This is a genomic window from Methylovirgula sp. 4M-Z18, from assembly GCF_037890675.1.
Lineage (GTDB): Bacteria > Pseudomonadota > Alphaproteobacteria > Rhizobiales > Beijerinckiaceae > 4M-Z18.
Genome location: NZ_CP149574.1, coordinates 3,357,938 through 3,371,916, shown reverse-complemented (window position 1 = coordinate 3,371,916; position 13,979 = coordinate 3,357,938). Strand labels below are relative to the sequence as shown.

The window sequence follows — 13,979 nt, the reverse complement described above, 5'->3', positions numbered from 1 at the left end:
GCGAGCTTGTGGCTCGCAAGCGCCGGTACGGCGCTGTCGCGCCGTTGCGAGCTACAAGCTCGCGGTCCGTTCACAGATCCTCCGCCCTCAGCCAGAACACTTCGCCTTCGCTGGCGTCGGTGTCGAGCCACAGAACCGGCAGATCGGGGAAATGCTCCTCGAATGCCTCGCGTCCGGCGCCGATCTCGCAGATGAGTGCGCCGTGCCGGTTCAAATGTTTCGGTGCTTGCGTGACGATGTCGCGCACGATGTCGAGCCCGTCCTCGCCGCCGAGATGGGCCATCACCGGCTCGGCCTGATATTCCGGCGGGAAGCTCGCGACCGAAGCAGCGGTCACGTAAGGCGGGTTGGTGATGATGAGGTCGTAGCGCCGTTTGCCGAGCGGCTTGAAAAGATCGCCTTCATGCAGGGTGATCTGATCTTCGAGCCGATGCAGCGCGACATTGCGCTTGGCAAGCGCCAGCGCTTGCGGCGACAGGTCGACGGCATCGACCGCCGCCTGCGGAAAGGCTATGGCGGCGAGGATCGCGAGCGAGCCGCCGCCGGTGCACAGGTCGAGGATCGTCTCGACCGCGGACGGATCCTCGATCAATCCGCCTTCGCCCTGCAATGCGTCCGACATCAGCAACTCGCCGATGAAGGAGCGCGGCACGATCACGCCTTCCTCGACCAGAAACGGCACGCCCTTCAGATAGGTGCGGCCAAGCAGGTAGGCCGCAGGTTTGCGGGTGGTGACGCGGGCATCGATCAGATCCGCGAGCCGCGTCTTTTCGTCGGCGGTCAGCCGCGCATCGAGAAAGGGATCGAGCCTGTCCACGGGCAGGTGCAAGGCTTCGAGCACGATAAAGGCCGCTTCGTCGACGGCATTGTCGGTGCCGTGACCATAGATGAGTTCGGCCGCGTTAAACCGGCTGATGGCATAGCGGAAGAAGTCGCGGAGGGTTTGGAAATGTTCGGTCGGCGAGGCGGACATGGAAGCTCCATTTCCGCCCGTTATGACGGCAAGGCGCCGGCGGTGCAAGCATCCGCCGCTGCGGTTCCTCGCGAGCCCTCGCTTTTGCGGTCCTTGCGCCCAATAATGGCGCCATGCAGTTTCGGCACCTCAAAACCTTCGTCGCAGTCGCCACCACTTTAAATTTCACGCGCGCCGCCGCGCGCGTTCACTTGGCGCAATCGAGCCTCACCGAACAGATCCAGGCCCTCGAATCCGATCTCGGCACGGCCTTGTTCGATCGCTCGCGCCGCGACTTGAAATTGACCGAAGCGGGACGACGCTTGCTCGACTATGCCACCGACATTTTGCACTTGGCTGATGAGGCTCGCGCCGCAATTGCCAGTACGACGGGCGCGTTGCAAGGCAGGCTCGTCATCGGCGCGTTGGAAACCCTTTGTGCGGAACGGTTGCCGGCGGTGCTGGCAAGATTCCGGCAAGACCATTCCCAAGTGGATCTCGTTTTGCAATCGGCCGAGAGCGCGCGGCTCCGCGACGGATTAAAGAGCGGTCTCTTCGATGTGTGCTTTGTTTTCGGCGACCTGAAGTCGGACTCGGAATTGCGCCATGAGATTGTCGCGCAGGAGGAAATCGCCTTCATCGCGCCGCTTAATAACCCCCGTGCCAGCCAGCCCGTGCTCACCTATGAGGACCTGCTCGACGAGGCATTTCTTGTGACCGCGCCGGGCTGTGTCTATCGCCGCCTGTTCGATGAGGCATTTGCGGCGCATTTGCCGGCTCGGCCAAAAATCGCGGGCGAGGTCGGCAGTATCAACGCCATTCGCAGTCTGGTGAGGGCCGGCGCCGGCAGCGCTCTGGTGCCGCATATGGCGCTTTCCGAAAACGTCGACGATATGATCGTGCGGCAATGGCCCGACGGCGCGCGCCAGGCGCCTGTCACCATGGCCTGGCGCCGCCGCCGCGTGCAAGTCCCCGCATTACGTTCGTTCCTGGCGGCGGCGCGCGATGCTTTTGCTAGATCAAACGCTGACCGCCATCCACATGCAGCAAGGTCCCCGTGATGAAAGGATTATGCATGAGCGACGCGATGGCTTGCGCGATATCTTCGGCCGCGCCGATCCTGCCCACCAGCAGCCGCTTGGCCATGGCGGCAAGCCGCTCCGTCTTGTCGCTTCCAGCGATGGACTCCCAGATCGGCGTATCCACCCAGCCCGGCGAAACGACATTGACGCGCAGCGGCGCAAGTTCGATCGCGAGCGCATAGGTCAGCGATTCCAGCGCGCCATTGATGGCCGCCACAACCGAGCCTTTGGGCGCAGGCCGGTAGGCGGCGATGCCGGAGGTGAAAGTGATCGATCCGCCGGGCGCCAGGCGGCGGGCGCCATATTTCGCCAGAAGCAGTGGGCCGATGATTTTCGAGTCCATGGCGCGGCGGGCGGCCGCAAGATCGAGATCTGGCAGCAAGGCATAGGCGCCGGTAATATCGGCGGCGGTTGAAACGATATGATTCAATTTGCCCGTTTGGTCGAACAGGCGGGCGATATCACTTTCATTTGTGATATCCGCCGCGATCATCTGCAGATTTGGCTGATCCCCCAGGCTTTCTGCCGCCTGCGCGAGGCGCTTGTCCGAGCGGCCTACGACAATGACCTCTTGGCCTTGCGCGAGCAATTGCCCCGCCAAAGCCAGGCCCATGCCGGAGCTGCCGCCGGCAATGAGTGTACGTGCGCGATCGTCGATTCCGTTCTTGTTCATGATGGCTCCTTGGCGCGACCTTAAAAAAGCAGCGCGCCGTTCGGAGCCGAATGTTGCAGTCCGTGAACGACAAGGGAAACGGGAAGAAACGAATGGACCTATCGGCCTGGCCGATTGAAGGATGCCTGGCGCAAAAACAAAAGAGCCGGCGCTAGGCCGGCTCTGTCGGGGAGAAATCCCGGATCTTATTGGGCTGCCGGGGCGGTGCCACCGTTCTTCTTGCAGTCCCGCATGAATTTCTTACGCGCCTTGCCATGGATGTTCTGGGCGTCGGCGTCCTTGGAGCAGGCCATCGAAGCGGCGGTGCGCGTGCTCGAGGACTTCTTCATCGCCTTGGCAGGCATTGCTGCAGCCGGGGCTGCTGCGGCGGGCGCGGCGGGGGCTGCGGTCTGAGCGAATGCGACGCTGCTGGTGCCGAGCAGAGCAACAACGCACGCAGCGACGAGAGAGGTTTTAAAGGTCATGACTGAAATCCATCCTTTCGCTGGCCAACCCCGACCAGCCAGGCGAAAATTTCATACCGTTTCTGAACGGGAGATGAAGCGGATTGCCAAGTTCTCCACGAAATCTCTGGAATTTGCCTCGCCAAAATGGCTCGTATCCGGCATTCATATGCTTTGCCGCGACAAAAGTGTAATTGACAGGTGTGTTAATATAAATATATCTTTATACGTAATTTGATTTATGGAGGCGCTCATGCCTGCCGCAGCCCATGCGTCGCTCGATACGATATTGGCCGGACTCGCCGCCGCCGGCGAAGTCACGCGGCTGCGTCTTCTCGTCCTGCTCGCCGAAGTCGAGCTGACGGTCAGCGAACTCGTGGCGATTCTCGGCCAGTCGCAGCCGCGCGTCTCCCGACATCTGAAATTGCTGGCCGAATCGGGCCTCGTCACCCGCCATCGCGAGGGTGCCTGGGCGTTTTTCCGCCTGGCCGACCGCGGTGCGGCGGCGGGCCTCGCGCGCGACGCCATCGCGCGGATCGACCCGAACGATCCGGTGATCGCCGCCGACCGCGCCCGGCTCGTCGGCATCCGCGAGCAGAGGGCGGCGATCGCCGCGCGCTATTTTGCCTCGCAGGCCGCCGATTGGGACCGCGTGCGCTCGCTGCATGCGCCTGAAGCGGAGGTGGAGGCCTGCATTGCCGACATCATCGGCGATGGCCATTTTCATGCGGTGCTCGATCTTGGCACCGGCACCGGCCGCATGCTGGAACTGCTTGCCCCCCGCGCCGACCGCGCGGTCGGCATCGATCAAAGCCCGGCCATGCTGAATGTGGCGCGGGCGCGGCTGGAACAGGCCAATTTGCGCAACGTCCAATTGCGCCAGGGCGACATTCATGCGCTGCCGGTGGAACGTAATGCCTATGACATCGTGATCGTGCATCAGGTGCTGCATTATCTCGACGAGCCGGGCCGGGCGTTGCGCGAAGCGGCGCGCACGCTGTGTGCGGGTGGCCGGTTGATCGTCGTGGATTTTGCGCCGCACGAGCTTGAATCCTTGCGCGAGGATCATGCCCACCGGCGGTTGGGATTCGCGCGCGAGGACATCGAGAGCTTCATGCGCGATGCGGGACTCGAAGTTCTCGCCCATCACGATCTCGCGCCGCCGAAGGGTGTGCGGGAAAAGCTGACCGTGTCGATCTGGGTTGGCCGCGACCGCAGGGTCATTTCCGATGTGCATGTACTGAATAGTGAGGTGGCGTAATGATTGCCAAGCCCGACCGCATCAGCCGCAGCGCTCTTTCCTCGGTGAACGTGTCGTTCGAATTCTTCCCGCCGAAAACACAGGAGATGGAAGAGAGCCTGTGGGACTCGATCAGCCGCCTCGCGCCGCTCAGCCCCAATTTCGTCTCCGTCACCTATGGCGCCGGCGGCTCGACGCGCGAGCGCACCCATGCGACCGTGTCGCGCATCGTACGCGAGACGCGGATGAAACCCGCCGCCCATCTCACCTGCGTCGGTGCGGCGCGTGGCGAAGTAAACGAAGTGATCCGCGATTATCATGGCGCCGGCGTCCGCCATATCGTCGCGCTGCGCGGCGATCCGCCGACCGGAATCGATCAGCCCTATGCGCCGCATCCGCAAGGCTATCAGACGACGGCGGATCTGATCACCGGTATCAAGGCGATCGGCGATTTCGAAGTGTCGGTCTCGGCCTATCCGGAGAAACATCCGCAAAGCCCGAACCTTTTGCACGACATCGAGATTCTGAAGCGCAAAGTCGATGCAGGGGCCGACCGCGCGATCACGCAATTCTTTTTCGACAACAGCGTTTATTTTCGTTTTCTCGATGTGGCCGCGGCGGCCGGCATCAACATTCCGATTCTGCCCGGCATCGTGCCGGTGCAGAATTTCAAGCAGACGGCGAATTTCGCGCGCCGCGCGGGCTCGTCAGTCCCTGCCTGGCTCGCCGATAGGTTCGATGGTCTCGACGACGACCCGGTGACGCGCCGGCTCGTCGCGGCGGCGGTGTGTGCGGAGCAGGTGATCGATCTCATCGATCGCGGCGTGACGGACCTGCATTTCTACACGATGAACAAGGCCGATCTCGTCTTCGCGATCTGCCATCTCATCGGCTTGCGTCCGCAAATGGCGGAGGCGGCGGAAGCCGCGGCGTAAAGAGAGCGAGTCCTTCTCCTACACCCGTAGATTTCGATATGGCTTAAATGATGCCGCGCGTCCTTCTCCCAGAGGGAGAAGGTGGCACGCGAAGCGTGACGGATGAGGGGACGCAGAAGCATCGTTGGCTGGATTCTTGCCGTGGCTACTCTCGCGAGAAAGTCCCCTCATCCGACCGACTTCGTCGGCCACCTTCTCCCTCTGGGAGAAGAGGTCGCGCTCAATCGTCGCGGACATTTTTCCGAACAGTGGTGCCGCCCCACGCGATCGCGCTGGAGAAGTGCTCGCCTTAAAAATGTCTTGCGATGATCTATATCTGAGTTACGAGCGACGCGCATTGCGTCGTTCCTCTCGTATCCACTTCTTGGAGCCCTCGCATGGATCGCCGCAATTTCCTTTTGACTGGTGCTGCAGTTCTCGCGGCGAGTGGCGCAGAGGCACAGATGAAGATGCGCGACATGCCCGGAATGGGTAACATGGATGGCATGCACAGCGCGATGCCCCATGCCGGCAAAGGGTTGGCCTTACCTGAGGGCGCGCCGTTCAAAGAATTGCCGGTTCTGGCGAACACCGGCACGACGCCGAATGTGTTCGAAGCCGTGCTCGCCGCCGCGCCAGACAAGAAGCGTTTCGCCAGCAATGTCGAAACGCCCGTCCTCGCCTATAATGGCGAGACGCCGGGCCCGATGATTGTCGCGACCGAAGGCACAAAGGTGCGTATCGCGTTTGTCAACAATCTGAGGACGGAAGAGAGCACGATACATTGGCACGGCATGCCGGTGCCGGCGGATCAGGATGGCAATCCGACCGATCCGGTCGCAGCCAAAGCCAGCCGTGTTTACGAATTCGAACTGCCGGAGGACAGCGCCGGATCTTATTGGTATCATCCCCATCCGCACGGGCGCACGGCCGAGCAAGTCTATCGCGGTCTTGCCGGCGCCTTCATCGTCAAGGCGAAGAGCGATCCCATTCCCGCCGCCTATGGCGATACGTCGCTGCTCTTCACTGATTTGCGTATCGCCGCCGACGGCACCATGCCCGGCAACACCATGGCCGATCTGATGAATGGCCGGGTCGGCGACCATGTGCTGGTGAACGGCGTCAAAAACCCGACACTGACCTTGCCGCCCGGAACCGCGCGGCGCTTTCGCCTCTTCAATGCGACCAATGCCCGCTATTTGCGGCTCGCCTTCGGCGGTTTGCCGATCACGATCATCGGCAGCGATGGCGGCCTCCTGGAAGCGCCGGTCCATGGCGCCAAGGAGGTTCTGCTCGCGCCGGCGGAGCGGATGGAGATCATCGTCGCCTTCGACAAGCCAGGGCCGGTGAAGCTGCAGACGCTGAGCTATGATCGCGGCTGGATGGGCGAGGGACGCCCGAAAGAGGCCGGCATGACGCTGCTGACGGTCGATGTCGCCGGCGAGAAAGCTGCGCCGATGCCGCAACTCCCCGATCGTTTCCGGACGATCGCCACCCTTGAGTCGCCCGTGACGAAACGGCGCTTCGTGTTCGGCGAGAACATGACCATGAACGGCGACGATATGAAGATGGACTTTCTCATCAATGGCGCCTCCTTCGACATGCACCGTGTCGACGTTCAGACGAAGGTCGGGCAGGTCGAGCTGTGGGAGATCGAAAATCCCACCGATATGGATCATCCTTTTCACGTGCATGGCACGCAATTTCAGATTGCTGAGAGCATGCGCGGCGGGAAAGCAAGGAAACCCGCCTATAAAGCGTGGAAAGACACGGTCAATGTCGCGCGCGGCGAGACGGTCCGTCTCCTCGTGCGGCAGGACCGGCCGGGCTTGCGCATGTATCATTGCCACATTCTCGAACATGAACAGCAAGGCATGATGGGGATCGTGAACGTGCAGGCTTGATGGCGGCCCGCGCGGCTTGACGTAACACTCTTCTCCCGGCCACAGTGTGTGCTGACTTGGCGCCGTATGTGACGGCGCGCGAGGAGGGTGGCATGATTACACGGCGTCAGGCGCTGATGAGCGCTGGGGCAAGCCTGTTGACGGGGAGCAAGGCGTTCGCGCTCGACGGCCTGCATCTGCAGGCGGCGCAGCCGGAAGGCGCGAAACTGGAGGCGGAACTCGATGCGCTGCCCGGCAAAGTGCCGCTATGGCGCCTGTCGCATCGTCCGCCGAACTACGAGACACCGCTGCCCTATTTCAAGGATGCCGTCACGCCGAACGATGCATTTTTCGTGCGCTATCATCTCGCCGGTATTCCCGACCAGATCGACGTGGCACAATGGCGTCTCAAGATCGGCGGCGATGGCGCAAGCAAACCCTACGAATTGACCTTCGACGAACTGAAAAGCGCCTTCGAGCCTGTGGAACTCACCGCCGTGTGCCAATGTTCCGGCAATCGCCGCGGGCTGATGGAGCCGCATGTGCCGGGCGTGCAATGGGGCTACGGCGCCATGGGCAATGCGAAGTGGAAGGGCGCGCGGCTCAAGGACATTCTGGCGCGCGCCGGCCTCACCGATACGGTGGTCGAGATCTTCCTCGACGGTGCCGACGGCCCGGTGATGGACGCGACGCCGAAATTCCAAAAGAGCCTGCCGCTCTATCGCGCGCTCGACCCCGATACGCTGGTCGCCTATGAGATGAATGGCCAGCCGCTGCCGCATTACAACGGTTTCCCCGTGCGCCTCGTCGTGCCTGGGTGGACCGCGACCTATTGGATGAAGCATCTCACGACGATCGAAGCGCGCACCAAGCCGTTCGACGGCTTTTGGATGAAATCGGCCTACCGCATCCCCTCGCGCCTGTTCCCGATTCAACAGCGTTTCCCGAGCCAAGAGACTGCGGTGAATACGCCGATCACCGAGATGATGGTGAATTCGCTGATTACCTCGCATACGGATTTGGCTGTCGTGAAATCGAGCGAACGGCTTGTCGTGTCCGGCATCGCGTGGGATGCGGGTTATGGCATTGCCGGCGTGGATGTGACGCAGCAGGTTGCGCAATCGATCGCCGAGGCGCCCGCGCAACTTAGCGCTGATGGCGGGAAATATGGCTTCCGTTCTTGGTCGCTCGATTTGGGTATGCCGAAGGCGGGGCAAATCGTCGTTCAAGCGCGAGCCTATAACAGCATCGGTCAAGCCCAGCCGCCGAAAGTCATTCCCAATCCTGCGGGCTATCACCACAATGCGCCGCATCGCATCACGCTGAACGTGGTTTGAGGAGGGGATTATGCGGATTGTCCTTTGCACCTCTCTCAGCCTTCTTCTCCTCGGCACCGCCGCTTATGCCGACGAGGCGAGGCTCGTGCTCAAGCCCGGCCCCGGCGCCGATACGACTGGAGCTTATTGCTCGGCCTGCCACAGCGTCGACTACATCATGATGAACTCGCCGTTCCATGATCCGAAGATATGGGACACGGAGGTCAACAAGATGATCAAGGTTTTCGGCGCGCCGATCGAAGACAAGGACGCCAAGGAGATCATCGATTATCTCAAGGCGAATTATACCGATTGAGAGAAGTGTCCGCGATGATTGTGCGCGACTCCTTCTCCCAAAGGGAGAAGGTGCCGAACGAAGTGAGGCGGATGAGGGGACACCTTCGCGAGAGGGGCCGCCGCAAGAGTTCAGCCAATGATGATTCCGTGTCCCCTCATCCGTCTTGCTTCGCAAGCCACCTTCTCCCAAAGGGAGAAGGAGTCGCGCACAATCATCGCGGACATTTCATACGTAGAGTGACGGATTGCTTCGTCACTTCGGCAGCGTCGCAATCAAATCGCGGAGTGTCGTGATGGTCGAGGCGTCGGCGATGCCGTCGACCAATTGCGGGCGGAAGTGCCGTTGAAACGCCGTGACGACCGCCTCGGTGCGGGCGTCGAAGACGCCGGTGATCTCGATCTCGTAGCCGTAGAGCGCCAGCATGGCCTGCAGCGCCTGGATCGGCTGGCCCTCGTCGCCGCGGGTGAAGAAACGGCCGCCGCCTATGCGCGCCGGATGCACCCAATGGCCCACGCCGTGGGCATGCAGCACGCCCCAGGGAAAGGCCTCGCCCGGGTCGATCTTGCGGCCGGGGGCGATGTCGGAATGGGCGAGCACGCGCTGCGGTGCGATGCTACGGCGGTCGCAAATATCCCGGCATAGGGCGATGACGGATTTGATCTGCGCGGCCGGGTAGGGCGCCATGTGGCCAGCGTCATTGTGGCCGGGATGGACGATTTCGATCCCGATCGAACGGGAATTCAAATCGGTTTCGCCCTTCCAGAAGCTCTTTCCGGCATGCCAGGCGCGCCGGCTCTCCGGCACGAGTTGCAGCACATGGCCGTCTTCCCAGACGAAATAATGGCTCGAGACTTCCGCCGCCGGATTGCAGAGGCGCTGCAGCGCTTCGGCGCCCTCCGGCATTCCGGTGTAATGCAGCACCAGACAATCGGGTCGCACGGAATTTGCCCGTTCGCCATGGTTCGGCGAAGGGAAAACGCGCGCCGCTATCGGACTATCCGAGGTTAATGTCGACATATCCATCGCCCGCCATGGCCTCCCGTCGGGTCAGACCATACCAAGGCACTTCGGCTCAAAATAGTTCAACATAGGTCGTAGAAAGGGTGCGGCCGCACATCGGCAGCCGCACCTCCAATCTTAATAATATACCCGGGCGCGGCGCAGGCAGACCGAATTGCCCCAAGCATCGTAACCCCAATCAACGCAACGCCAAGCCCAGCCATGCGCAGGCTGGGAGGTGCCGCCGATCACGGCGCCGGTGGCCGCGCCAAGGACGCCGCCCACCACGGCGCCACCGGCCTTGCCGGTTGCCGCCCCGCCGATCAGGGCGCCTGTCGCGCCGCCGATCACGGCGCCGCTGGCGGCCCGGTCATTCGGTGTCGGGCCGCAACCGGCCAGGGTTGTCGCAAGCAAAAGAGAAACAGCAATAACAACAGGTGCTTTCATGATTGACCTCCAAGGCGAAGAAATATCTCTGGTTGATCCGTAAAAATCCAGGTGTTTGCGTTTGTTGCTTTGCAAACCCGCGTAGCCGGTTTGGCGCGATTCGCAAAGTTCTCAAATCAACCGCAAGATTTGGACATTTTCTCACCACGAAAAGCTGTTTTCAGTTGAAATGTCGTAAACGTCCGCGGCCATTGAGATTATTTAATGTTGAACAAGGTCAAGAATCGTCCTGAACCGGCTGCTTCCTATCGCCCCGCGTGCGCCGTCTTGGTCAACCAAGGCGCGGCGAAAAGGGGTGAGGCAGGCCTCGTTTCGCGCCTTGACGCGCGCGATTTGCCTTCGGTTCGGGCGCGCCCGCCAACCGAATTCCGCGCTTCTCCATAATTATCAACAGGCCGTGTCCGACACGGCAAAAATTAACCACCCATTAATGAGTCGAAGGCTTTCTCGCGAGGTGCCTTTGCGTATCATCGGGTTCCAGTCATGCGTTATTTCCTCGATCGTCTTGCTTTCTCGCGCTCCACGCCGACCGCTCTCGAATATGGGCTGATCGCATTGCTGATCGTCGCCACGGCGATCGGCGTCATGCATATGTACGATAAGGTACCGTAAGCGCCGCGACCCTCCGGCGCGCGCGCTCCTTGCGCTGATCGACCGCGAGCTGGCGGCGGTGGAGAAGCCGCCGGCGAGCGGCTAGCTGCATAAGCCTTCGATGTTCGCGGTTACTTTCCGTTCAAACATCCTCCTGAGAAGGCGCCGAAACCGGATATGCAATTATTATCCAGATAATTCTCGTATATTTTAAAAATACCTATTAACGTAAACAATATTACAGCCAACACTGCAGCGGTTAATACTGTAATGGTGGCGATATTGCGCAACATTCTACTCGCAACAGCGGCTAAAGTTCGAGAATGGCTGAGCACGTGGCGTTCCTATCGGGCCGTAAAATCTTAAGTCGGCGTCTTTCGAAGCCACCACAAATTTCCCCCTCCTTTGTTGCGGCTTTAGGACAATTTTGCGCGTGATTCGTGCAATCAGCATGCGGTGGCACATTCAAACTGGCGCATCGACCCGCTCTCATAAAACTTGACCTCCCCTAAGTTCTTACCCTAAAGCGCATCCCGCCAGTCGGCCGGACGGCCGCTGCTTTGGCAGAGGAAAGTCCGGGCTCCATGGAAACACGGTGCCGGATAACGTCCGGCGAGGGTGACCTCAGGGAAAGCGCCACAGAAAGCAAACCGCCCTGAGCCTTCGGGTTCAGGGTAAGGGTGAAAGGGTGCGGTAAGAGCGCACCGCGCGGGTGGCAACACATCGCGGCACGGCAAGCCCCACCGGGAGCAAAACCGAATAGGGATGACGGAAGGCGGCAACGTCTTCAGCCTGTTTCCAGGGCGTCGTCCGGGTTGGTTGCTTGAGGCGGATCGCAAGATCCGTCCCAGAGGAATGGCCGTCACGCGCGTGGGCTTGCCCAAGCGCCATACAGAACCCGGCTTACAGGCCGGCTGGCAATTTTTTTTGGGTCCGCCGATCCTGCGAAAGCCGCCGCCGGGACCTGGCGAATTTTCCCTTTTCCTTCGCAAAATCAACGCTTCGTTAATGTTAACGAAGCCTAATGCGGACACCCTCGCACGGAATCCGTCCGTCGGGATTTTATTTGACGCCCATACCATCCCATGTTATCCCAAATCATCCCGTTCAGCGTATTGTGTGCACAAGGGTTCCGGCTAAGCGTTTGTGCTGCCGCGGGAAACCTGTGCGCCTGTGCCGTTGGACGGGAGTCAGGTGGGAATTTTGGATCGGTTCGTTTCGCATTACACCAATCGGCTCGACGCGAAGGGACGTGTGTCCATTCCGGCGGCGTTTCGGGGTGTTCTCGCGCGCGACGGGTTCGAAGGGCTGTATGTCCATCCTTCGCTCGATGCGGAGGCGCTGGATTGCGGCGGCCATGCCCTGATGCGGCAGATCGAAGGGCTGCTCACAACGCTCTCGCCCTATTCGGAGGAGCACGACGCCTTTTCGACCGCGCTGATCGGCACGAGCGAAATTCTCAAGATCGACCCCGAGGGTCGCATCATCCTGACCGAAACGTTGAAGACCTATGCGGGCATCACGGCAGAAGTGACCTTCGTGGGGCAGGGCAGCAAGTTTCAGATCTGGGAGCCGGAGCGTTTCAAAGCCTATCTCGACGAGGCCAAAAGTCGGGTTCGGGCATTTCGCAAACAGCTCAGCGCCAGACACGCGGCGGAAAATGCCCCGCCGGGGTCGCAGGGAGCACGGGAATGACGACGGGTCGCGGCGCGGATCAAACTCTCGCCGCAGGCGGACCGGCCCGACACATTCCCGTGCTTCGCGATGCTGCGCTCGCGGCTCTCGCCGTCGCGCCGGGCAAGATCTATCTCGACGGCACCTTCGGTGCCGGCGGTTACACGCGGGCCATTCTGGCGACGCCGGACACGCGCGTTCTTGCCATTGATCGCGACCCCAACGCGATCCGCGACGGGCAGGCACTGGTGCAAGAGATGCAAGGCCGCTTGACCTTGGTCGAAACGCGCTTCGGCGAACTGGCGCAGGCCGCCGCGGCGCATGGATTTACGCCGCTCGACGGCGCGGTGTTCGATATTGGCGTGTCGTCGATGCAGCTGGACGAGGCGGAGCGCGGCTTTTCCTTCCGGACCGATGGCCCGCTCGACATGCGCATGGAACAAAGCGGCCGCAGCGCCGCCGATCTCGTCAACGAGGCCGATGAGGAGACGCTCGCCGATATTCTCTATCATTACGGCGAAGAACGGCTGTCGCGCAAAATCGCGCGCGCCATCGTGCATGATCGCGTTGCCAAGCCTTTTACCTCCACCAAGCCTCTGGCTGATCTGATCGGCCGGCTCGTGCCGCACAAGCCGCAGGACATTCACCCGGCAACGCGCACGTTCCAGGCCTTGCGCATCGCGGTGAACGACGAACTCGGCGAGCTGGTGCGCGGCCTTGCCGCGGCCGAACAATGTTTGAAGCCGGGCGGTCGGCTGGTGGTTGTCACTTTTCATTCCCTGGAAGATCGGATTGTGAAGCAGTTTTTTGCCGCGCGCTCGGGGCGCGGCGCCGCCAAATCGCGGCCGCTGCCAGGGGAACCGGCCGTTGCGCCGCCGACTTTCCGCTGCGACAACGCGCTTTTCGGCAAGCAGCCGATCATTGCGGACGAGCAGGAGACGGCGCGCAACCCGCGTGCGCGCTCGGCCAAATTGCGCGTGGGCGAGCGCACCGATGCGCCGGCACTCGGCATCGACGCAGGTCTCAATGCCTTGGCCGGACTGCCGCAGCGCACAGTGAGGAGACGGTAAGATGTGGCGTATATTTCATCTCTTCGCGATCGCCGCGCTCATCGGCTCTGCGGTCTATGCCTATTCGATCAAATACGAGACGATCTATTACTCCGAACAGATCGTCAAAATTCAGCATGAGATCGACAAGGAGCACGATCAGATCGGCATGTTGCGCGCCGAATGGGCGCATCTGACGCGCCCCGAGCGCATTCAGAAATTGGCCGATCAGCATTTGCAATCGCAGGATCTGCAATTGTCGCAGATCGTGCGGGTCAGCGACTTGCCCGACCGCGGCACCAAGATCGACGACATCGGCCGCAAGCTCGACGATCTCGGACTTGCCGTGCCAACCAATACGCCCGCCGCCGGCAAAGTCGGCGCGACCGCTACGACAACCACGTCGCCAAGGTAAATC

15 protein-coding genes and 1 other RNA gene are annotated in these 13,979 nt (G+C 61.3%); 11 read left to right on the top strand and 5 right to left on the bottom strand.

The genetic code is table 11. The features are described from left to right. Positions 1–70: 70 nt before the first annotated feature. A complete protein-coding gene (gene prmB, locus V9T28_RS15675; RefSeq protein WP_116399993.1) occupies positions 71–973 on the bottom strand; it encodes a 50S ribosomal protein L3 N(5)-glutamine methyltransferase in 903 nt (300 codons plus the stop codon). A gap of 113 nt (positions 974–1,086) precedes the next feature. On the opposite strand from prmB, the gene V9T28_RS15670 reads away from it, so the two are divergent. Further along, positions 1,087–2,013 (top strand): LysR family transcriptional regulator, encoded by a 927-nt coding sequence (locus tag V9T28_RS15670; protein WP_116399992.1) that lies wholly within the window; start codon positions 1,087–1,089, stop codon positions 2,011–2,013. On the opposite strand, the gene V9T28_RS15665 is transcribed toward V9T28_RS15670, so the two are convergent. Then, positions 1,967–2,707 carry an SDR family oxidoreductase gene (locus tag V9T28_RS15665; RefSeq protein WP_116399991.1) on the bottom strand — a complete coding sequence of 247 codons (741 nt, stop codon included), beginning with the start codon at positions 2,705–2,707 and terminating at the stop codon, positions 1,967–1,969. The two genes, V9T28_RS15670 and V9T28_RS15665, sit on opposite strands and share 47 nt — an antisense overlap. Before the next feature lie 185 nt (positions 2,708–2,892). After that, positions 2,893–3,171: a PsiF family protein gene (locus tag V9T28_RS15660; RefSeq protein WP_116399990.1), complete on the bottom strand. Its 279-nt coding sequence runs from the start codon at positions 3,169–3,171 to the stop codon at positions 2,893–2,895. A gap of 232 nt (positions 3,172–3,403) precedes the next feature. On the opposite strand from V9T28_RS15660, the gene V9T28_RS15655 reads away from it, so the two are divergent. The 5 genes from V9T28_RS15655 to V9T28_RS15635 all read left to right on the top strand — a co-directional run bounded on the left by V9T28_RS15655 (position 3,404) and on the right by V9T28_RS15635 (position 8,819). After that, positions 3,404–4,411: an ArsR/SmtB family transcription factor gene (locus tag V9T28_RS15655; RefSeq protein ID WP_116399989.1), complete on the top strand. Its 1,008-nt coding sequence runs from the start codon at positions 3,404–3,406 to the stop codon at positions 4,409–4,411. Continuing rightward, positions 4,411–5,325: a methylenetetrahydrofolate reductase [NAD(P)H] gene (gene metF, locus V9T28_RS15650; RefSeq protein ID WP_116399988.1), complete on the top strand. Its 915-nt coding sequence runs from the start codon at positions 4,411–4,413 to the stop codon at positions 5,323–5,325. Before V9T28_RS15655 ends, metF begins: the two co-directional genes overlap by 1 nt. A gap of 377 nt (positions 5,326–5,702) precedes the next feature. Next, positions 5,703–7,208: a multicopper oxidase family protein gene (locus V9T28_RS15645; protein ID WP_116399987.1), complete on the top strand. Its 1,506-nt coding sequence runs from the start codon at positions 5,703–5,705 to the stop codon at positions 7,206–7,208. Between the two features lie 92 nt (positions 7,209–7,300). Next, positions 7,301–8,524: a molybdopterin-dependent oxidoreductase gene (locus tag V9T28_RS15640; protein ID WP_116399986.1), complete on the top strand. Its 1,224-nt coding sequence runs from the start codon at positions 7,301–7,303 to the stop codon at positions 8,522–8,524. 10 nt (positions 8,525–8,534) lie between these two features. Beyond that, positions 8,535–8,819 (top strand): cytochrome c, encoded by a 285-nt coding sequence (locus V9T28_RS15635; RefSeq protein ID WP_116399985.1) that lies wholly within the window; start codon positions 8,535–8,537, stop codon positions 8,817–8,819. Between the two features lie 234 nt (positions 8,820–9,053). On the opposite strand, the gene V9T28_RS15630 is transcribed toward V9T28_RS15635, so the two are convergent. Further along, positions 9,054–9,818: an N-acetylmuramoyl-L-alanine amidase gene (locus V9T28_RS15630; protein ID WP_116400302.1), complete on the bottom strand. Its 765-nt coding sequence runs from the start codon at positions 9,816–9,818 to the stop codon at positions 9,054–9,056. 120 nt (positions 9,819–9,938) lie between these two features. Continuing rightward, positions 9,939–10,247: a hypothetical protein gene (locus V9T28_RS15625; protein WP_116399984.1), complete on the bottom strand. Its 309-nt coding sequence runs from the start codon at positions 10,245–10,247 to the stop codon at positions 9,939–9,941. Between the two features lie 483 nt (positions 10,248–10,730). On the opposite strand from V9T28_RS15625, the gene V9T28_RS15620 reads away from it, so the two are divergent. The 5 genes from V9T28_RS15620 to ftsL all read left to right on the top strand — a co-directional run bounded on the left by V9T28_RS15620 (position 10,731) and on the right by ftsL (position 13,976). Next, positions 10,731–10,859 carry a Flp family type IVb pilin gene (locus V9T28_RS15620; protein WP_281024244.1) on the top strand — a complete coding sequence of 43 codons (129 nt, stop codon included), beginning with the start codon at positions 10,731–10,733 and terminating at the stop codon, positions 10,857–10,859. Positions 10,860–11,374: 515 nt separating this feature from the next. After that, an RNA gene (gene rnpB, locus V9T28_RS15615) (RNase P RNA component class A) lies at positions 11,375–11,760 on the top strand. Positions 11,761–12,041: 281 nt separating this feature from the next. Beyond that, the gene (mraZ, locus tag V9T28_RS15610) at positions 12,042–12,533 is read left to right on the top strand and encodes a division/cell wall cluster transcriptional repressor MraZ (RefSeq protein ID WP_116400301.1); all 492 of its coding nucleotides are present in this window, start codon (positions 12,042–12,044) and stop codon (positions 12,531–12,533) included. Next, the gene (gene rsmH, locus V9T28_RS15605; RefSeq protein WP_116399982.1) at positions 12,530–13,582 is read left to right on the top strand and encodes a 16S rRNA (cytosine(1402)-N(4))-methyltransferase RsmH; all 1,053 of its coding nucleotides are present in this window, start codon (positions 12,530–12,532) and stop codon (positions 13,580–13,582) included. Before mraZ ends, rsmH begins: the two co-directional genes overlap by 4 nt. Position 13,583: 1 nt before the next feature. After that, entirely contained in the window at positions 13,584–13,976 is a 393-nt protein-coding gene (ftsL, locus tag V9T28_RS15600; RefSeq protein ID WP_116399981.1) for a cell division protein FtsL, read from the top strand. Positions 13,977–13,979: the final 3 nt, after the last annotated feature.

Excerpts from the sequence above, each read along its gene's own strand:
- V9T28_RS15670 (WP_116399992.1), top strand. The coding sequence starts at position 1,087 with ATGCAGTTTCGGCACCTCAAAACCTTCGTCGCAGTCGCCACCACTTTA.
- V9T28_RS15665 (WP_116399991.1), bottom strand. The coding sequence starts at position 2,707 with ATGAACAAGAACGGAATCGACGATCGCGCACGTACACTCATTGCCGGC.
- rsmH (WP_116399982.1), top strand. The coding sequence starts at position 12,530 with ATGACGACGGGTCGCGGCGCGGATCAAACTCTCGCCGCAGGCGGACCG.
- V9T28_RS15620 (WP_281024244.1), top strand. The coding sequence starts at position 10,731 with ATGCGTTATTTCCTCGATCGTCTTGCTTTCTCGCGCTCCACGCCGACC.
- prmB (WP_116399993.1), bottom strand. The coding sequence starts at position 973 with ATGTCCGCCTCGCCGACCGAACATTTCCAAACCCTCCGCGACTTCTTC.
- V9T28_RS15655 (WP_116399989.1), top strand. The coding sequence starts at position 3,404 with ATGCCTGCCGCAGCCCATGCGTCGCTCGATACGATATTGGCCGGACTC.
- V9T28_RS15635 (WP_116399985.1), top strand. The coding sequence starts at position 8,535 with ATGCGGATTGTCCTTTGCACCTCTCTCAGCCTTCTTCTCCTCGGCACC.
- V9T28_RS15630 (WP_116400302.1), bottom strand. The coding sequence starts at position 9,818 with ATGTCGACATTAACCTCGGATAGTCCGATAGCGGCGCGCGTTTTCCCT.
- V9T28_RS15640 (WP_116399986.1), top strand. The coding sequence starts at position 7,301 with ATGATTACACGGCGTCAGGCGCTGATGAGCGCTGGGGCAAGCCTGTTG.
- V9T28_RS15660 (WP_116399990.1), bottom strand. The coding sequence starts at position 3,171 with ATGACCTTTAAAACCTCTCTCGTCGCTGCGTGCGTTGTTGCTCTGCTC.
- ftsL (WP_116399981.1), top strand. The coding sequence starts at position 13,584 with ATGTGGCGTATATTTCATCTCTTCGCGATCGCCGCGCTCATCGGCTCT.
- metF (WP_116399988.1), top strand. The coding sequence starts at position 4,411 with ATGATTGCCAAGCCCGACCGCATCAGCCGCAGCGCTCTTTCCTCGGTG.
- V9T28_RS15625 (WP_116399984.1), bottom strand. The coding sequence starts at position 10,247 with ATGAAAGCACCTGTTGTTATTGCTGTTTCTCTTTTGCTTGCGACAACC.
- V9T28_RS15645 (WP_116399987.1), top strand. The coding sequence starts at position 5,703 with ATGGATCGCCGCAATTTCCTTTTGACTGGTGCTGCAGTTCTCGCGGCG.